General features: G+C 62.2%; 18 protein-coding genes. 10 read left to right on the top strand and 8 right to left on the bottom strand.

Features of this window, described 5'->3' with window-relative positions; translation table 11 throughout:
• Positions 1-56 precede the first annotated feature (56 nt).
• The 3 genes from O9X91_RS06470 to O9X91_RS06460 form a co-directional block, all read right to left on the bottom strand.
• Positions 57-1,574 carry a tripartite tricarboxylate transporter permease gene (locus O9X91_RS06470; protein ID WP_077981387.1) on the bottom strand — a complete coding sequence of 506 codons (1,518 nt, stop codon included), beginning with the start codon at positions 1,572-1,574 and terminating at the stop codon, positions 57-59.
• A 106-nt stretch (positions 1,575-1,680) separates the two neighbouring features.
• Complete coding sequence (locus O9X91_RS06465) at positions 1,681-2,175, bottom strand: tripartite tricarboxylate transporter TctB family protein (RefSeq protein ID WP_077981388.1); 495 nt, start codon at positions 2,173-2,175, stop codon at positions 1,681-1,683.
• Entirely contained in the window at positions 2,172-3,116 is a 945-nt protein-coding gene (locus O9X91_RS06460) for a Bug family tripartite tricarboxylate transporter substrate binding protein (RefSeq protein WP_142913607.1), read from the bottom strand. Before O9X91_RS06460 ends, O9X91_RS06465 begins: the two co-directional genes overlap by 4 nt.
• Positions 3,117-3,607: 491 nt before the next feature.
• Between O9X91_RS06460 and O9X91_RS06455 the strand changes: the two genes are divergently transcribed.
• Together O9X91_RS06455 and purU are read left to right on the top strand one after the other, a co-directional pair.
• On the top strand, positions 3,608-4,384 hold the full coding sequence (locus O9X91_RS06455; protein WP_269824506.1) for a YbaY family lipoprotein: 777 nt from the start codon (positions 3,608-3,610) through the stop codon (positions 4,382-4,384).
• Positions 4,385-4,616: 232 nt separating this feature from the next.
• Positions 4,617-5,501: a formyltetrahydrofolate deformylase gene (purU, locus tag O9X91_RS06450; RefSeq protein WP_269833963.1), complete on the top strand. Its 885-nt coding sequence runs from the start codon at positions 4,617-4,619 to the stop codon at positions 5,499-5,501.
• Positions 5,502-5,527: 26 nt separating this feature from the next.
• On the opposite strand, the gene O9X91_RS06445 is transcribed toward purU, so the two are convergent.
• The gene (locus O9X91_RS06445) at positions 5,528-6,922 is read right to left on the bottom strand and encodes a sensor histidine kinase (protein ID WP_077981392.1); all 1,395 of its coding nucleotides are present in this window, start codon (positions 6,920-6,922) and stop codon (positions 5,528-5,530) included.
• Complete coding sequence (locus O9X91_RS06440) at positions 6,919-7,599, bottom strand: response regulator (RefSeq protein ID WP_003491888.1); 681 nt, start codon at positions 7,597-7,599, stop codon at positions 6,919-6,921. Before O9X91_RS06440 ends, O9X91_RS06445 begins: the two co-directional genes overlap by 4 nt.
• Positions 7,600-7,679: 80 nt before the next feature.
• On the opposite strand from O9X91_RS06440, the gene O9X91_RS06435 reads away from it, so the two are divergent.
• Positions 7,680-8,747 (top strand): ABC transporter substrate-binding protein, encoded by a 1,068-nt coding sequence (locus O9X91_RS06435; protein WP_077981599.1) that lies wholly within the window; start codon positions 7,680-7,682, stop codon positions 8,745-8,747.
• A gap of 90 nt (positions 8,748-8,837) precedes the next feature.
• Here O9X91_RS06435 and hutX read toward each other — a convergent pair whose 3' ends face one another.
• Both hutX and hmuQ read right to left on the bottom strand, forming a co-directional pair.
• A complete protein-coding gene (hutX, locus tag O9X91_RS06430) occupies positions 8,838-9,362 on the bottom strand; it encodes a heme utilization cystosolic carrier protein HutX (protein ID WP_269833964.1) in 525 nt (174 codons plus the stop codon).
• A 9-nt stretch (positions 9,363-9,371) separates the two neighbouring features.
• Entirely contained in the window at positions 9,372-9,719 is a 348-nt protein-coding gene (hmuQ, locus tag O9X91_RS06425) for a heme-degrading protein HmuQ (protein WP_003522597.1), read from the bottom strand.
• A gap of 187 nt (positions 9,720-9,906) precedes the next feature.
• Between hmuQ and O9X91_RS06420 the strand changes: the two genes are divergently transcribed.
• Genes O9X91_RS06420 through O9X91_RS06410 form a run of 3 tightly spaced genes read left to right on the top strand, consistent with a single transcriptional unit; the run spans position 9,907 to position 12,664 of the window.
• A complete protein-coding gene (locus O9X91_RS06420) occupies positions 9,907-10,800 on the top strand; it encodes a heme/hemin ABC transporter substrate-binding protein (RefSeq protein WP_269833965.1) in 894 nt (297 codons plus the stop codon).
• A complete protein-coding gene (locus O9X91_RS06415; protein WP_077981395.1) occupies positions 10,797-11,885 on the top strand; it encodes a FecCD family ABC transporter permease in 1,089 nt (362 codons plus the stop codon). The genes O9X91_RS06420 and O9X91_RS06415 overlap by 4 nt, the downstream gene beginning before the upstream one ends.
• Positions 11,882-12,664 carry a heme ABC transporter ATP-binding protein gene (locus tag O9X91_RS06410; protein WP_137410876.1) on the top strand — a complete coding sequence of 261 codons (783 nt, stop codon included), beginning with the start codon at positions 11,882-11,884 and terminating at the stop codon, positions 12,662-12,664. Before O9X91_RS06415 ends, O9X91_RS06410 begins: the two co-directional genes overlap by 4 nt.
• 16 nt (positions 12,665-12,680) lie before the next feature.
• Here O9X91_RS06410 and O9X91_RS06405 read toward each other — a convergent pair whose 3' ends face one another.
• Positions 12,681-13,037 carry a YbaN family protein gene (locus O9X91_RS06405; RefSeq protein ID WP_077981397.1) on the bottom strand — a complete coding sequence of 119 codons (357 nt, stop codon included), beginning with the start codon at positions 13,035-13,037 and terminating at the stop codon, positions 12,681-12,683.
• A 253-nt stretch (positions 13,038-13,290) separates the two neighbouring features.
• Here O9X91_RS06405 and O9X91_RS06400 point away from each other — a divergent pair, with 253 nt between their 5' ends.
• The 4 genes from O9X91_RS06400 (at position 13,291) to O9X91_RS06385 (ending at position 16,675) form a co-directional block, all read left to right on the top strand.
• Positions 13,291-13,686 carry a VOC family protein gene (locus O9X91_RS06400; protein ID WP_142913612.1) on the top strand — a complete coding sequence of 132 codons (396 nt, stop codon included), beginning with the start codon at positions 13,291-13,293 and terminating at the stop codon, positions 13,684-13,686.
• A gap of 18 nt (positions 13,687-13,704) precedes the next feature.
• The gene (gene ung, locus O9X91_RS06395) at positions 13,705-14,418 is read left to right on the top strand and encodes a uracil-DNA glycosylase (protein WP_142913613.1); all 714 of its coding nucleotides are present in this window, start codon (positions 13,705-13,707) and stop codon (positions 14,416-14,418) included.
• A 71-nt stretch (positions 14,419-14,489) separates the two neighbouring features.
• Positions 14,490-15,566 (top strand): siderophore-interacting protein, encoded by a 1,077-nt coding sequence (locus O9X91_RS06390; RefSeq protein ID WP_137410875.1) that lies wholly within the window; start codon positions 14,490-14,492, stop codon positions 15,564-15,566.
• Positions 15,567-15,730: 164 nt separating this feature from the next.
• Positions 15,731-16,675 carry a VOC family protein gene (locus tag O9X91_RS06385; protein WP_137410874.1) on the top strand — a complete coding sequence of 315 codons (945 nt, stop codon included), beginning with the start codon at positions 15,731-15,733 and terminating at the stop codon, positions 16,673-16,675.
• The last annotated feature ends 143 nt before the right edge of the window (positions 16,676-16,818 follow it).

Genomic DNA, 16,818 nt, shown 5'->3' with positions numbered 1-16,818 from the left:
AAAAGGCCCCGCATCCGGAGATGCGGGGCCAGTTGCCTTGAGAGGTTTCCGGTTTCTCAGTCCTCGTTGGCGGCAAGCTGCGTCAGCACGTCGCCACGGCCGCGGATACGCATGATGAGCGGGATGATGAAGGCTGCGGCTGCCACAATGAAGAGGCCAATGGCGATCGGCGAGGTGAACAGCACCGTCGGGTCGCCCTGGCCGATGGCGAGCGCGCGGCGCAGCTGCTGTTCGGCAAGCGGGCCGAGGATGAGGCCGACGACCGCAGGCGCGATCGGATAACCGAAGATGCGCATGATGTAACCGAGAATGCCGAAGGCGAGCAGCATGCCGAGTTCGAAGACCGATGGGTTGGCGCCGATGGTGCCGAGCGTCGCAAACAGCAGGATGCCGGCGTAAAGCCATGGCTTCGGGATGGTCAGCAGCTTCACCCAGAGACCGACGAGCGGCAGGTTCAGAACCAGCAGCATCAGGTTGGCGATGAACAGGCTGGCGATCAGGCCCCAGACGAGCTGCGGATTGGTGGCGAACAGCAGCGGACCGGGCTGCAGGCCATATTGCTGGAAGCCGGCGAGCATGATGGCGGCGGTTGCGGTGGTCGGTAGGCCGAGCGTCAAGAGCGGCACCAGCGTACCGGCGGCGGACGCATTGTTGGCGGCTTCCGGACCGGCCACGCCTTCGATGGCGCCTTCACCGAATTCTTCCGGATATTTGGTCAGCTTCTTCTCGGTGGCATAGGAGAGGAAAGTGCCGATTTCAGCACCGCCCGCCGGCATGGCGCCGATGGGGAAGCCGATCAGCGTGCCGCGCAGCCAGGCTTTCCAGGAGCGCGACCAGTCCTGCGCGCTCATCCAGACCGAGCCCTTGACGGCCTCGACCTTGTCGGGGCCGCTCTGGCCCTGGGCCACGATGAACAGCGTTTCGCCGATAGCGAACATCGCAACCGCAAGCGTCGTCACTTCCACGCCGTCGAGCAGGTCGGGAATGCCAAAGCTCATGCGGGTCTGGCCGGTCAGCTGGTCGATACCGACGATGGCGAGTGCGAAACCGATGAACAGAGAGGTAAGGCCGCGTAGCGCCGAGTCCCCGAAAGCCGAAGAAACGGTGACGAAGGCGAGCACCATCAGTGCAAAATATTCACGCGGGCCGAAAACCAGCGCCAGCTTGACGATATAGGGCGCGATAAAGGCGAGCGCGATGGTGGCGATGAGGCCGGCGACGAAGGAACCGATGGCGGCGGTGGCCAGCGCCGGACCGCCTCTGCCCTTGCGGGCCATCTTGTTGCCTTCGAGCGCGGTCACGATCGAGGCGCTCTCGCCCGGTGTGTTGAGCAGGATCGAGGTGGTCGAGCCGCCATACATGCCGCCGTAATAGATGCCGGCGAACATGATGAGCGAACCGGCGGGATCGAGCCTATAGGTAACGGGCAGAAGCAACGCCACGGTCAGCGCAGGGCCGATGCCGGGCAGAACGCCGACGGCGGTGCCGAGCGTGACGCCGATCAGCGCATAGAGCAGGTTCATGGGTTGGGCGGCAACCTCAAGACCGTGCAGCAGGAATTCAAAGGTACTCATGGGCAGATGTCCCCCAAGTCGAGCAAATGAGCGGGCGGAACGGCTGGCTTTTGCGTCATTGCGCGCCGGCTGTTCCCGTGATCTCGAATTTTGGTCGGAATGGCTGTCAGAAGAACAGCCGCTCCAGAGGCCCGGCAGGCAGCGAAAGCTGCAGCAGCCGCGCGAAGATGAACCAGATGAAGAAGCTGAGCGCGATGCCGATGGGGATCGAATACCAGAGCTTGCGTTTGCCGAAGGCACGCGCCGTAAAGGCAAAAAGCAGGCCGGTGGCAATGGAGAACCCCGCGACGTTGAGCAGCAACATCTGCGCGGCAAGGCCAGCGACGACCCAGATAACCGGGGCGATTTCCTGTTTGTCGCGCGCGGGGAAATCACCGCGCCAGGCCTCGATGGCTGTCCACAGCGCCAGGCCGACAAGACAGAAGCCGATGGCGTAAGGCACCGTCGCCGGGCCGACCGGCGAATAACCGGTGACACTTGCAAGACGGGCGCTGTCCCAGAAGATCACGCAGGCGATGATGACGAGGAAGACGGCGATCGCCAGCGCCGCCCAGTCAGGGCGGCGCTTTTGATGCTGCGAAGGGTTGGAACCCTGGCTCATTTTACCAGTCCGATGTCTTTGAGAATGGTTTCGGTGGCGGCGGTATCCTTGGCGAGCTGTTCCTTGAAGGCGTCACCAGCGAGATAGGTGTCCATCCAGCCCTTGGTCTTCAGGGTTTCCTGCCATTTTTCGGATTTTGCCAGCTTCTCGATGTCGGCATTCACCGCCTTTTCCTGATCGGCGGAAAGGCCGGCAGGAGCCGCCACCATGCGCCAGTTCTGCACGACGACGTCGAGGCCGCTTTCCTTCAGCGTCGGCGCGTCCACGCCGTCCAGACGGTTTTCGCTGGTGACCGCGAGCAGACGCAGCGTGCCGGCCTTGATCTGGCCTTCGAATTCGCCGTAGCCGGAAACGCCGGCCGTCACCTGCGAGCCGAGGATCGAGGCAAGCGCTTCGCCGCCGCCTGAATAGGCGATGTAGTTGATCTTGGTCGGATCGACACCGGCCGCCTTGGCGATCAGGCCAACGGCGATATGGTCGGTGCCGCCGGCGGAGCCGCCGCCCCAGGACACGCTGCCGGGATCCTTCTTGAGCTGGTCGACGAGGTCGCCAATGGTCTTCAGCGGTGAGGACGCCGGAACGACGATGGCTTCATATTCACCGGTCAGACGCGCGATCGGCGTCACTTCCTTGAGGGTGACGGGCGCGTTGTTGGTGAGGATAGCGCCGACCATCACGTAACCGCCGACGATGAGGGCGTTAGGGTTGCCCTTTTGCTGGCTGGCGAACTGCGCGAGACCGATGGTACCGCCGGCGCCCGGTACGTTCTGCACCTGCACGCTCTTGGAAATGCCTTCTTCCTGCAGCACGGTCTGCATGGAGCGCGCGGTCTGGTCCCAGCCGCCGCCGGGGTTGGCCGGCGCGATGATGGTGTAATCCGCTGCCGCTGCCGGAAGGGCGATCACGCCCGCCAGAAATGTGCCGATAAGAAAATGCTTCACTTGAAAACCCTCCTCAGGATGCCCTTTTGGGCGTCGTTTTTCGTTTATGCGGGGGGCTTTTTAGACACGCGTGCGCCAGCGCTGAATGCTCAGCGTGGTGACCTGGCAACCGTCCTGAATTTCCTCCCGCATCTTCTTCCGCCTCCACGGAATGAAGAAGGATTGCAGAGCATCACAAAAAGCTGTCATCTAACTGACGCTACGCAAGTCCTTGCGCATTTACTCTCTATTAATTTGTATCGGACGTCTACTGTGGCGCGTGGGATGGCTTTGCTTTGTGCTTTCGATGCTTGTTCCGCCCTCATTCCTGCGACAAGCACAGGGATGAGGCTATGGGGACGCGCCGGACACAACTCTCACAATCGCGCCCGCCACCATCCGGCTGATCTCGCCCTCTGCACACGACTGAAATATCCACGGTTCATCGCCCGTTCAGTGCCGTTTTCTATCATCCGTTCAAACTCAAACCGCACCAGCACGGAGCAAGCACCATGACCGACCGCCAACCTCTTCTTTCGCGCCGCAGTTTTGCCGGTCTCCTGGCTCTCGCCCCGCTTTTTGCAGCGGGCGGCGCGGCTGCCGCACCGGCAAGCCTGCGCGGCAGCGTCTCCTATCGCGAGCGCATCGCGCTACCGCCGGGCGCGACCGTCACCGTGCGCCTGATCGATGTTTCGCTGGCGGATGCGCCGTCGCAGACAATTGCCGAAACCACAATCCGCCCGCGCGGTCAGGTGCCCGTGCCCTTCGTGCTGCGTTATGACGACCGCGACATCAGGGGCCGCCGTTCCTATGCGCTGAGCGCCGAAATCCGCGACCGCGACCGGCTGCTCTTCACCACCACGCAGCGTTACTCCGTGCTGACCGGCGGTCGCGACGATACCGACCTCGTGCTGGAGCGTGTGGGCGCTGGTCCCGGCAGACCCGAGCCGGAAGCCAGCATCGACGGGCGCTGGCTGGTGCAGGAGATCCGCGGCGAACGGGTTCGCGGCCGCCGTCAGGCGACGCTGGAAATTACCCGCGAGGGCCGCGTTTCGGGCAATGCCGGCTGCAACGGCATCGGCGGCGAGGTGAAAATCCGCCGCAACCGTGTCGATTTCGGCCGGATGATTTCCACCCAGATGGCCTGCGCCCCGGACATCATGCGCCAGGAACGGCAGTTCATCGAAGCCCTGGAACAGGCCCGCTCCTTTAGGCTGGAGCCGCGTCGCGGTACGCTGGAACTGATCGACGGCCGCGGCCGTACGGCGATGCGTCTGCGCCGCGCCTGAGGCCGACAACCTGCCGAAACACGCTGCGTCGCCGTGCTGGCCCAAACTGTGCTGGCCCAACTGTGCTGGCCATGGAACATTCCATGTCGCTTCCGGCACGGCGCGCTGCCCTTTCCCGCCCTATGACTTTGGCTGCGTTCGTCTCGACGCTTTGCACCGCCGCAGAGCTGCGCTATGGAACGCGCTGAACTGTGCCGGCTGATGCCGACGCCAAGTCTGTGAGGGAAAACGAATGACATCCTATGTTCTGACCGTAGCCTGCAAATCGACCCGTGGCATTGTGGCCGCGATTTCCGGTTATCTGGCGGAAAAAGGCTGCAACATCGTCGATAGTTCGCAGTTCGACGACCTCGAGACCGGCAAGTTCTTCATGCGCGTCTCCTTCATCTCCGAAGAGGGCGCCTCGCTTGAGGCCATTACCGAAGGCTTCCAGCCGGTGGCGAAAAAGTTTGGCATGGATGCGGATATCTACCCGGACGGCCAGCGCATGAAAGCGATGCTGATGGTGTCGCGTTTCGGCCATTGCCTCAACGACCTGCTCTACCGCTGGAAGATCGGCGCGCTGCCTATCGATATCGTCGGCGTCGTCTCCAACCACTTCGATTATCAGAAGGTCGTCGTCAACCACGACATTCCCTTCCACCACATCAAGGTGACGAAGGAGAATAAACCAAAGGCCGAAGCGCAGCTGATGGAGCTGATCGAGACCAGCGGAACCGAACTGGTGGTATTGGCGCGTTACATGCAGGTGCTCTCGGATGACCTGTGCCGGAAGATGTCTGGCAAAATCATCAACATCCACCACTCCTTCCTGCCGAGCTTCAAGGGCGCCAACCCTTACAAGCAGGCCTATGAGCGCGGCGTGAAGCTGATTGGCGCCACGGCCCATTACGTTACCGCCGATCTCGACGAAGGCCCGATCATCGAGCAGGACACGGTGCGCATCACCCACGCGCAATCGGCCGACGATTATGTCTCGCTTGGTCGCGATGTCGAAAGCCAGGTGCTGGCCCGCGCCATCCACGCCCATATCCACCACCGCACTTTCATCAACGGCAACCGCACGGTCGTCTTCCCGCCAAGCCCGGGAAGTTATGCTTCCGAGCGGATGGGGTGATAACGGCTGCCTGACAAGCCGCCCTGCTACGCCGCTCTTTCCGGACCACCAAACACCACCCGCGCCCTCAGCCCACGCCCGTCCGTGCCATCCTCCAGCGTAAGGCGCCCGCCGAACAGCCCGGCAATCTCCTCGATGATGGCGAGGCCGAGACCGGCGCCGGGGGCGGCGTTGGCTTCGCCGCGTGCAAAACGCTGGCGCACCATGGCGCGCTTTTCGTGTGGGATGCCGGGGCCGTTATCTTCCACTTCCAGCCAGACGGCGCCCGTTTGCCTGCCGACCCGCACGGTGACTTCCGCGCCGCGTCCGGCATAATTGATGGCATTGGAGACGAGATTACCGATCAGCTCGCCGATGAGCAGAGGCTCAGCCAGAATTGTCGCCTCGCCTTCGCCTTCGAAACCGAGATCGATACCCGCCTCTGCGGCGCGCGGCACGAAATCGGCCGTCACGTTCTGCGCCACAGCCACGAGGTCGATCGCGGAAAAATCGTGTTTCTCACTGGAGCCGGCGGCATCGATATTGGCCATGCGCAGCAGCTGGGCGAGGATATGTTCGGCATGGGCCACCGATGCCCCGCCCTTCAGCGCCGCCGCCTGCGCCTCCTCAAGGCTTGCAGCGCGGGCGGAAAGCGCGAGCTGGGTGCTGATGATGGCAAGCGGCGTGCGCAGCTGGTGGCTGGCATTGCCGGTGAAATGCCGGAGCGCATCGAGCGCCGATTGCAGCCGCACCATGAAAGAATTCACCGTTTCCACCAGGTTTTCCACCTCCACCGGCACGGATTGACGGATGGGGTGCAGGTCGTTCGGGCTGCGCTCGGCAATGGCTTCGCTGAGCCGGTAAAGCGGCCTGAGCGAAATCGTCACCGCGATCCAGACGATGATCGCCGCCCCCACGATCATCAAAAGCAGGCGCAGCGCAGATCGCAGGATGATCGCCTGCGCAAGCTGGCTGCGGGCAATGGTGGTTTCGGCAACCGTGACGGAAAAGGGCACGGAATTGATGCCGGTGGACGCAAACCGTCTGATGGCGGCGACGCGGATCGGCTCATCGCGGAACACCGCATCGCGATAGGCGGGCGTATCGCCATTTTTGTTCTCCACCGTCGGCAGGTTCTGGTAACCGGTGAGGAATTGCCCGTTCGGCCCGTCGACACGGTAAAATACCCGGTCCTGCGCGGCCGATGTCAGCATTTCCAGCGCGACATAGGGAATGTCCACTTCCAGCGAGCCGTCCTCGGCCACAACCACCCGCTCGGCGATGGCAAGTGCGGAACCGGAAAGCACGCGGTCGGAAACGACATTGGCGGTATTGACCGCCTCGCGCCAGGTATCGGTGAGCGCCACGCAACCGATGATGGCGGTTGAAATAAGAAGCCAGCCTAAAAGTCGCCGCCTGAGCGAATAGCCGGCCTGTCTCATTCAGCCATCTCCGGCAGCTTTTCCAGATAATAGCCGATGCCGCGCGCCGTCTTCACCGTCAGCCCGTGGGGGGCGAGCCGCTTGCGCAGGCGACTGACATATTGCTCGATGGCATTGGCGGAAATATCGTCGTCGAAGCCGGTCAGCGACTGCACGATGGCCTCCTTGGCGACGACCTTGCCGGCCCGCATGAACAGCACTTCAAGCAGCGCCACCTCGCGCGCCGGAATATCGAGCGGGCGCCCATCGGCCGAAAAGGTGCGGGAATTGAGATCGAACAGCACCTTGCCGAAACTCAGCGCCGAGGAGCGCAGCCCGGCGTTGCGGCGCAGGAGCACCCGCACCCGCGCCTCGAATTCGGTGATGTCGAAAGGCTTGATCATGTAGTCGTCAGCGCCGAGATCGAGCCCCTTGACCTTTTCCTCCGGCGTGCCGCGCGCCGTCAGAATCAGCACCGCCGCCTTGTCCTGACGTGAACGCATGGAGCGCAGCACCTCAATGCCGTCCATTTCCGGCAGGTTGAGATCGAGAATGACGAGATCGAAACTTTCCGCCGCAATCGCCGCATCGGCGGAAGCGCCGTCGGATACCACATCCACGGCATAACCGCTGCCGCGCAGAAGCGCCGACAACCCCTCCGACAGCACCTGATTGTCCTCGACCAGTAAAATGCGCAAATCTTCCTCCCACAGCATTGCCGAGTTTAACCAGACCCTCAGCGCTTGTGAATGGCCGCCGCCTGCGGCATGATCTTTTCATGCGTATCCGCCTTCTTCTCTGCCTCTGTCTTTGCATGGCCTCGCCGGCGCTTGCCCAGGTCGCCATCTTTCCGGCGCCGTCAGGCAAGGCGGATGCCGAAACGCTGGTCGTCTATTCCTCGCTGGACGAGCCGTTGGCGACGCCGATGATCGAGGGTTTCCAGAAGGCCAATCCCGATATCGCCGTCCATTACGAGGATATGCTGACCGGCGAGATTTACGACCGCATCGTGAAAGAAACCGATGCGGGGAAAAAGACCGCCGATTTCGCCTTCTCCTCCGCCATGGATTTGCAGGTGAAGCTGAGCAATGACGGTTACGCCCAGCGCTCGGATCTGGCCATGAGCGCCCGCTGGCCCGCCTGGGCGAACTGGCGCAACACCGCTTACGCGCTAACTTTCGAGCCGGCGGTTTTCGTTTATCACAAGCCGAGCTTCACAACCGAAAAACCGCCTGCAACCCGCGCCGAATTCGTCGATTATCTCGAACGCCATGCGAAAGAAGTGCATGGCCGTATCGCGACTTACGACATCGAGCGCTCCGGCGTCGGCTTCCTCTTCATGTCGCGCGACCAGGAGCAGTTCGGCGATATATGGAGCGTCATCAAGGCCATGGGCGCGGCGGGCGTGAAGGTCTACTCCACCTCGTCCGCCATTCTGGAGCGTGTCTCGGACGGTCGCTTCGTGATGGGTTACAACATTCTCGGCTCCTATGCGGCGGACTGGGCCTCGCGCCACCCGGATGTCGGCATCGTGCTGCCGAAAGACTATACCGTAGTCATGTCACGCATCGGGCTCGTGCCGGAAGCCGCCGCCAACCCGGCGCTCGGCCGCCGTTATCTGGAATTCTTCATGTCGAAGGAAGGTCAGACGATCATGGCCCGGCAGTTGCAGATCCCCGCCGTCAGCCCGGAAGTGGCGGGCGAAAACACCGCCAACACCATGCAGGCCATCCACGGCGCGCAACTGCGCCCGGTCCCGGTCAGCCCCGGCCTGATGGTCTATCTGGATCAGGTCAAGCGCAGCCGCCTGATCGAGCGTTGGAACGAGGCCTTGCGGTCGCAGTAAGCGTGGAGAATGGCGAATGCTGGAATTCCCCTCATCCTGTGCTTGTCACAGGAGGCTGGGAGAGGCGGGGCAGCCTCTCCTCCCAGGGTCTCAGCCGCGGAAACCGTCCCGCAGCGCTTCGAACCTCGCCAGCTGCTCCGGGCGCAACTCCTTGTTCTCGTCACGGCGGACAAAAATCTTGAACATGGCGCCGCCGGCGGCGTTCATGAACCAGACGGAACAGGAGCGGCGGCCATGGAAGCCGCGATCGACGAAGGTGATGCCGGCACAATTGTCCTTCTTGATGTGACCGCCGATGGGGCTGTCCCCATGGATGTTGAACCAGCCGTGGCTTTCGTTGCCTTCCGGCAGGTGGCCCGGCACTTCGAACACGATATCGCCGGTTTGCACGATCATCAGGACCTCACCCCAGCCGCGCATCTCGTTCCAGATCGTGTCGAACCGGTCGGCGGCAGCGGAAACGGCGGCGCCTTGCGGCAGGATCGCCAGAATTTCGGCTGGCGTCACCTCGGCCTTGGCGGCGATGGCCTCCACGACGCCGTCAGGCTTTTCGGCGAGCGCAGCGGCGGCGCGGGCCCGCCTCTCGTCGTCGGTCTTTTGGGCTGCAATGCTCATCGGGCGGCCTCAGGCCGCAATCGAACGGCGTTCGCCATTCTTGTCTTCATGGATGATGACGTCGAAACCTTCGAAATGCGGGCCGGAAAGATATTCAACCTTGCCGCGGTTTTCGCCGGCCTTGGCATGGGCGGCGCGGAACTGTTCGGATTTCGTCCAGGCAAGGAAATCGTCCTTGGTGGCCCAGACGGTGTGCGAGGCATAAAGCGTGTGGTCGTCCGCCTTCGGGCCTTTCAGCATGTGAAATTCGATATAGCCCGGCAATTCGCTGAGGTGCGATTTGCGCTCGCGCCAGATGGATTCGAAGGTTTCCTCATAACCCGGCACCACGCGAAAGCGGTTCATTGCGATAAACATGAAAGTCTCCCTTTAAGTTTCCAGTTTGAGTCAGGATATCCAGCCGAGGGGAGGTTGGGAAGGGGGTCATGACAAAGCAAACAAAAATACTCCACTTATCGATTGCGCCGTCCATAAACATGTGCAAAGAACTCAAGATTAAGTGACGCGGGCAAAGCCGTGCCGGGTCGTATTTCAGGATAGCGCCATGTTGAATTCCAGCCTTCGTTCCTTCGTTTTCGCCGCCCTCGTGCCCGTCGCAATCGCCTTTGCAGCGCCGGCTGCCATGGCTTCGGACAAAGGTAATCCGGAGGCGAAGCGCATCGTTGCGGTGGGCGGCACGGTCACCGAAATCCTTTATGCGCTGGGTGCGCAGGACCGTATCGTGGCGCGTGACAGCACCAGCAGCTACCCGGCTGACGCCTTGACCAAGCCTGACATCGGTTACATGCGGGCGCTTTCTTCGGAGGGCATCCTGTCGCAGAAGCCCGATCTCATCCTCTCCGAAGACGGTTCCGGCCCGGCCGATGTCATCGCCATCCTGAAGGCAAGCGCCGTGCCTTTCGTCACCGTCGATACGCCGCCGAGCGGTAATGCCATCCCCAAAAAGATCGAGGATGTCGGCGCGGCCGTGGGGCTGTCGGACAGGGCGAAGGCACTGGCAGCCGAGACCAAAGCCGGGCTCGACACGCTCGCCAAAGATGTTTCGGCTGTGCCGGAAAAGGGCAGAAAGCGCGTTCTCTTCGTGCTTTCCACGGCTGGCGGCCGCATCATGGCGGCGGGCAAGGATACTGAAGCGGCGGCGATCATCGAAATGGCAGGCGGCATCAATGCGGCGCAGGAGATCACGGGTTATAAACCACTGACGGACGAGGCGGTCATTGCCGCAGCACCCGATGTGGTGCTGACCATGGCGCGCGGCGACCATGCCGCCAAGGCAGAAGAGATTTTCGCGTTGCCGGCCTTCCAGTCCACGCCTGCCGCCGCAAGCAAGGCGCTCATCAGCATGGATGGGCTTTATCTCATCGGTTTTGGCCCGCGCACGCCCGCTGCGGGCCGCGAGCTGGCAGCTAAGCTCTATCCCGACGTGGTGAAGCCGTGAGCCTTGCCGCCTTGAGTTCCGCTGAAGGCAGGGTTGCGGGCGACAGATCCCGCCAGGGGGTCGTCACCCTTGCCGTGCTCGTCGGCATCCTGCTGTTTGCCTGTGGCGTGTCGCTGGTCAGCGGACCCACGGGTGTCGGCATGTCCGAACTCTGGGCTTATTTCACGGGCGGCGCGGATCAACTCGATGCGCGCGACAGGGTCATTCTCGAGGCGGTGCGCCTGCCGCGTACGGCGCTCGGCATGTTGATCGGTGCGGGACTTGCCGTTTCGGGGGCGATGATGCAGGGCCTGTTCCGCAATCCGCTGGCCGATCCCGGCATTGTCGGCGTCACCTCGGGTGCGGCGCTGTTTGCGGTTGCGGCGATTTCGCTGGGGGAAGGCGCGCTCGCCACGGTTGCCGTGTTTTTCGGCCCGCATTTCCTGCCGCTCATGGCGTTTTTCGGCGGGCTGTTGAATACTTGGGTGCTTTACCTGATCGCCACCAAGGACGGCGCGACCTCCACCACCACGCTCATTCTCGCCGGCATTGCGGTTGCGGCGATCAGCGGTGCGCTGACCGGGCTGATGATCTTCGTGGCGGATGACCGGGCGCTGCGCGACATCACCTTCTGGTCGCTCGGGTCGCTCGGCGGGGCCACGCCCGCCAAGGTGCTCGCCACCCTGCCATTCATCATTGTCGTTCTCGCCATCATTCCCTTCGTTGCCCGCGGGCTCGATGCGCTCATTCTCGGCGATGCCGCCGCCTTCCACATGGGTATTCCGGTGCAGCGGCTGAAACGGATCGTCATTCTCGCCGTTGCCGCCGCCTGCGGCGCAAGCGTGGCGGCGGCCGGTTCCATCGGTTTTGTCGGTATCGTCGTGCCGCATCTGCTTCGCCTCGCCATCGGTCCGTCGCACCGCTTCCTGCTGCCGGCCTCCGCACTTGGCGGGGCGGCACTTCTGCTTCTGGCCGATAGTTTCGCCCGCACCGTTGCGTCACCGGCGGAACTGCCCATCGGCGTCGTCACGGCGCTCATCGGCGCGCCGGTCTTCCTGTTCCTGCTCTTGGGACGCGGCGGGTTTTCCATGCGGAACATGTCATGATCCGGGCTGAAAACATCACCCTCATCCGCTCCGGCCGCAGGCTTCTCGATGCGGTCAGCGTCGATCTGAAGCCCGGCAAGGTCAATGTCATCATCGGCCCCAACGGTGCTGGCAAATCCACGCTGATGAAGGTTCTCTCGGGCGAGATGCGCCCTGAGGCCGGGTCGGTGACCTATAACGATGTCGATCTGCCGGCCTTCACGCCGCTCCAGCTTGCCCGTCTCAGGGCCGTACTGCCGCAGAGCACCCAGCTGGCGTTTCCTTTCACGGCGCTCGAAATCGTGCGCATGGGAGCGGTTGCACAGGGGGCTCGTACGCCGGAGGAACAGGCCCGCCGGGCGCTCGCCAAGGCCGGGCTGCGCGGTTTTGAGCAGCGGTCCTACAACCTGCTCTCCGGCGGCGAGCAGCAGCGGGTGCAGTTTGCCCGGGCGCTGGCACAGGTGCCAAACCCGATGGAAAACGGCGAGGCGCGGGCGCTCTTTCTCGACGAGCCCACCGCAAGTCTCGATATCGGCCACCAGATCGCCGTGCTGGAAACGGCGCGTGACTTTGCAAGCGGCGGCGGGCTGGTGCTCGCCATTCTGCACGACCTCAATCTTGCGGCGGAATTTGCCGATCAACTCATCGTCATGCATGGCGGCCGCGTGACGGCGAGCGGCCCCTCGCTGGAAACGATCAGCGACGAGACGATTGCGCGTGTCTATGGCATCGGCGGTGTCGTCGGCCGATTGCCGGCGCGGCATATTCCTTACGTGCTGCCGCAGTCGCGCCACCGTTAAGGGCCTGTCCTTCGCTTCAGCTTTCCGGACGGGTGGCGATGAAGAGCGCGGAACCCAGCATGACGACGGCGACGATTGTCGCCCGCAGCGGCGGCGGCTCGCTGAGAAACCAGAAGGCGGCGTAACTGACGGACATGGCAGAAAGTGCTGCGACCTTGGCATTGCGGGCAATTGCGCCGCGTTCACGCCAGCGCCGCAGCGAAGGGCCGAATCGGGGGTGGGCCAGAAGCCACGCTTCGAGTTTTGGCGAGGAGCGGGAAAAACACCAGAGCGCCAGAAGCAGGAACGGCGTGGTGGGCAAAACGGGAAGAAACGCGCCGACAATGCCGGTCGCGACCATCACCCAGCCAAGACAGAGGTATAAAAGGCGCATGCCTAGCCGGTATCATGAGTTCGTTACTCAGGATAGAGCGGCGGGCTCAAAACCATGCGGTCCCGTTGCCGCATGCCCCGGCCACACCACAAAAAATCAGGGGTTTCCGCTATCACATTTGCCGTGATCTGGCCGCTAGGTCCTGTCGCAGACCGCCTTTAGGGTTGAAAGCGTGACGCTCAATCCTTATTCCCTTGGGCCGCGATGCACGGAGCATAACCGGGCCGTCAACAGGAAGAAGAAGGAAAACACCATGGCCAAGCTGATCCACTCGATGGTCCGGGTGCTGGACGAAAAGCGTTCGGTGGAATTTTACAGGCAGGCTTTCGGGCTTGAGATCGCGGAACGCGCCGAGTTCGAGAATTTCACGTTGATCTATCTCAGCAATGTCGAGGGCGATTTCGAGCTGGAACTGACCGTCAATCGCGGCCGTGAGGTGCCCTATGCGCTGGGCGACGGTTACGGCCACCTTGCCGTCAGCGTTGCCGATGTGGACGCCGAACACCAACGTTTCATCGACATGGGGCTTTCTCCGGGCAAGATCATCGAAGCCGATTATAAGGGCCAGCCCTTCGCGAAATACTTTTTCATCTGCGATCCGGACGGTTACAAGATCGAAGTGCTGCAACGCGGCAACCGGTTCAAATAAGCTCGAATGGAGACAGGCATGGCGGAGGCAGGCGTGAAACTCGAGGATAGCTGGAAGCGCGTTCTTTCCGGTGAATTCGCCAGCCCCTATATGCTCAAGCTGAAGGAGTTCCTGCTTGCCGAAAAGACCGCCGGCAAGCGCATCTTCCCGAAGGGCGCGGACTATTTCCGGGCGCTGGATCTCACGCCTCTCGATGAGGTCAAGGTCGTCATTTTAGGCCAGGACCCCTATCACGGGCTCGGCCAAGCGCATGGGCTGTGCTTTTCGGTCCAGCCCGGCGTGCGCATTCCGCCCTCGCTCGTCAATATCTACAAGGAATTGCAGAACGATCTCGGCATTCGCCCGGTCGGTCACGGCTTTCTGGAAAGCTGGGCGAAACAGGGCGTGCTTTTGCTCAACAGCGTGCTGACGGTGGAAGAGGCCCGCGCCGCCTCGCATCAGGGGCAGGGCTGGGAAAAATTCACCGACGCCGTCATCCGCGCCGTCAACGACGAGTGCGACCCTGTCGTCTTTCTGCTCTGGGGCTCCTATGCCCAGAAGAAGGCGGCCTTCGTGGACCAGCGCAAGCACCTCGTGCTGCGCTCGCCGCATCCGTCTCCGCTTTCGGCCCATAATGGCTTTTTCGGCAATGGCCATTTTTCCAAGGCAAACGCCTTTCTCGTCTCCCATGGCCGCCAGCCGATCGACTGGCAATTGCCGGAAACGGTGGGAAGCGACAAAAACCTTCTCTAGACACTCATAAAATACCTTTACGCTTCGCGGTTGTCGGGATTAAAGATAACCAGACTATGAAGTGAAGGATTATGCCCGTGTCTCTCCTGTCTGCCGAAACCTCCGTCTCGCTGTCCGATCCGCTGTCGATCGTCGATGCTTTCGAGGATCATTTTTCCGAGCATATGGAGATGGAACGCGAAGGTGCGACGGTGCGGTTCAAGACCGAATATGGTCATGGCAGCTTCAGCGCCGAGAGCGGCCGTTTCGCCGCAAGGGTCAGCTGCATTTCCGAACATATATTGATGTCGGTAAAGGCGATGGTAGCCGAGCATATCGTCGAATTCTCCGGCGAGACGGGGCTGGATTTCCGCTGGAGCGGCCATGGCGCCGAGCAGCGTGAACTGCCCAATCTTTTCGTCGGCAAGGTTGCCCGCGCCTATAATCTGACGCCGCATATGCGCCGGCTGGTGGTTTCCGTCGAAAGCGGCATCGAAAGGCTGCTGACCGGCGGCATGCATGTGCGCCTGCTTCTGGTGCCGGATCAGGCCCGTGCGCCGGTCTGGCCTTATCTTGCGCCCACCGGGGCGATCGTCTGGCCGGCGGGCGACGATCTTCTCACACGGCGTGTTTACACCATTCGTTCCGGGGATATCGCGCGCGGTGAAGTCGATATCGACTTCGTCATGCATGAGGGTGAGAACATGCCGGGCGCGACCTTCGGCGCGACGGCGAAGCCCGGCGATGTTCTCGGCATCATCGGCCCGAGCGGTGTTTGCCCGGAAGCCGAGCGTTATGTCTTTGCCGGTGACGAGACGGCGTTGCCGGTGATGCTGCGCATGGCGGCCGAAATGCCGGCCGGGAAAAAGCTCAGCGTCTACGCCGAAATCGATGACGAAGCCGAGCGGCAGGAGATCGTCTGCGCGGCAAATGTCGAGTGGACATGGCTTTATCGCCGCGGCAAGCCCGCCGGCACCGCCGGCCTCATCGAAAAGGCGCTGCGCGACCATGGCTGGAGCGCGGATCATGACGGTCTGCATGTCTTTGTCGCCTGCGAAAAATCCGAGGCGAGGGCGGCAAAATCCTTCCTCACCGACGAGATAGCTTTCCCGAAAGCATCGCTGCGCGCCGTCGGTTACTGGACTTTGGGCGCTGCCGACGATCATTGAGGCTGCCTTATCGGGCTCGTTGAACAGTCGAATTTATCGTTCATCATTCGGGAACAATCCGTTCCCGTTGCCCACTCTATGCGCAAGAGCGCTCTTACCCCATCTTTACCCCATGAACAGGGCAGGCCCCAACCGTGAGGCCCGCCAGGCAAAAGGGGTTTATCATGCTCAACCAGATCAAGGGCCTGCACCACGTCACGTCCATGGCGGCGAGCGCGCGCCAGAACAACAATTTTTTCACCGATACGCTCGGCCTGCGCCGGGTGAAGAAGACGGTCAATTTCGACGCGCCTGACGTCTATCATCTCTATTATGGCGATGAGGTCGGCACGCCCGGCTCGGTCATGACCTACTTTCCGTTCCCGCACATCGCCCGTGGCCGTCCCGGCACCGGTGAGGTGGGCACGACGCTGTTTTCCGTCCCGGAAGGATCGCTCGGCTACTGGCAGGATCGTCTTTCGAAGGCTGGCGTGGACGGCCTGAAGGGTGATGAAGCCTTCGGCAACAAGCGCCTGCATTTCGCAGGTCCCGATGGAGACGGTTTCGCGCTGGTCGAGGTCAGGGACGACAACCGTGCGCAATGGATCGGCAACGGTGTCGGCGCGGATCAGGCGATCCATGGTTTTCAGGGTGCGTCGCTGCGCCTTCGCGATGAAGGTGCGACGGCCGAGCTTTTGAAATTCATGGGCTATCAGGAAGTGGATCGTCAGGATGGCGTACTGCGCCTCGGCATTCCCGGCGGCAACGGTGCCGACTTCATCGACATCGAGACCATGCCGAATATTTCTGGCGCGCGGCTGGGTGCGGGGTCTGTGCACCACATCGCCTTTGCGGTCGAAAACCGTGAAAAGCAGCTGGAGGTGCGCAAGGCGCTGATGGATACCGGTTATCAGGTGACGCCGGTGATCGACCGCGATTATTTCTGGGCGATCTATTTCCGCACGCCGGGCGGTGTGCTGTTCGAAGTGGCCACCAACGAACCCGGTTTCGACCGCGACGAGGACACCGCCCATCTCGGCGAGGCGCTGAAACTGCCGACCCAGCACGCGCATCTGCGCTCCGTGCTGGAAGAGCAGCTGGAACCGCTTGGGGATGAAAAGACGGTTTAATTGTCAGGGACTTGGCCGCCCGTTTCTTCTCCCCGCCGGGGAGAAGGTGGCCCGAAGGGTCGGATGAGGGGGCACCGTTGCCGTATCTCACCGCCCTTGCCCCCTCATCCCGCTGCCGCGGACTTCTCCCCGGCGGGGAGAAG

The organism is Agrobacterium salinitolerans (assembly GCF_027498475.1).
In the GTDB taxonomy this organism is placed as follows: domain Bacteria; phylum Pseudomonadota; class Alphaproteobacteria; order Rhizobiales; family Rhizobiaceae; genus Agrobacterium; species Agrobacterium salinitolerans.
The sequence above is the reverse complement of the archived record's forward strand: the minus strand, read 5'-3'. Positions and strand labels throughout refer to the sequence as shown.

Bases quoted from the DNA above. Each gene is read 5' to 3' on its own strand.
- ung (WP_142913613.1), top strand. From the start codon at position 13,705: ATGGCGGAGGCAGGCGTGAAACTCGAGGATAGCTGGAAGCGCGTTCTT.
- O9X91_RS06435 (WP_077981599.1), top strand. From the start codon at position 7,680: ATGCGTATCCGCCTTCTTCTCTGCCTCTGTCTTTGCATGGCCTCGCCG.
- O9X91_RS06445 (WP_077981392.1), bottom strand. From the start codon at position 6,922: ATGAGACAGGCCGGCTATTCGCTCAGGCGGCGACTTTTAGGCTGGCTT.
- hmuQ (WP_003522597.1), bottom strand. From the start codon at position 9,719: ATGTTTATCGCAATGAACCGCTTTCGCGTGGTGCCGGGTTATGAGGAA.
- O9X91_RS06455 (WP_269824506.1), top strand. From the start codon at position 3,608: ATGACCGACCGCCAACCTCTTCTTTCGCGCCGCAGTTTTGCCGGTCTC.
- O9X91_RS06405 (WP_077981397.1), bottom strand. From the start codon at position 13,037: ATGCGCCTTTTATACCTCTGTCTTGGCTGGGTGATGGTCGCGACCGGC.
- O9X91_RS06400 (WP_142913612.1), top strand. From the start codon at position 13,291: ATGGCCAAGCTGATCCACTCGATGGTCCGGGTGCTGGACGAAAAGCGT.
- O9X91_RS06390 (WP_137410875.1), top strand. From the start codon at position 14,490: ATGCCCGTGTCTCTCCTGTCTGCCGAAACCTCCGTCTCGCTGTCCGAT.
- purU (WP_269833963.1), top strand. From the start codon at position 4,617: ATGACATCCTATGTTCTGACCGTAGCCTGCAAATCGACCCGTGGCATT.
- O9X91_RS06465 (WP_077981388.1), bottom strand. From the start codon at position 2,175: ATGAGCCAGGGTTCCAACCCTTCGCAGCATCAAAAGCGCCGCCCTGAC.
- O9X91_RS06410 (WP_137410876.1), top strand. From the start codon at position 11,882: ATGATCCGGGCTGAAAACATCACCCTCATCCGCTCCGGCCGCAGGCTT.
- O9X91_RS06385 (WP_137410874.1), top strand. From the start codon at position 15,731: ATGCTCAACCAGATCAAGGGCCTGCACCACGTCACGTCCATGGCGGCG.
- O9X91_RS06420 (WP_269833965.1), top strand. From the start codon at position 9,907: ATGTTGAATTCCAGCCTTCGTTCCTTCGTTTTCGCCGCCCTCGTGCCC.
- O9X91_RS06470 (WP_077981387.1), bottom strand. From the start codon at position 1,574: ATGAGTACCTTTGAATTCCTGCTGCACGGTCTTGAGGTTGCCGCCCAA.
- hutX (WP_269833964.1), bottom strand. From the start codon at position 9,362: ATGAGCATTGCAGCCCAAAAGACCGACGACGAGAGGCGGGCCCGCGCC.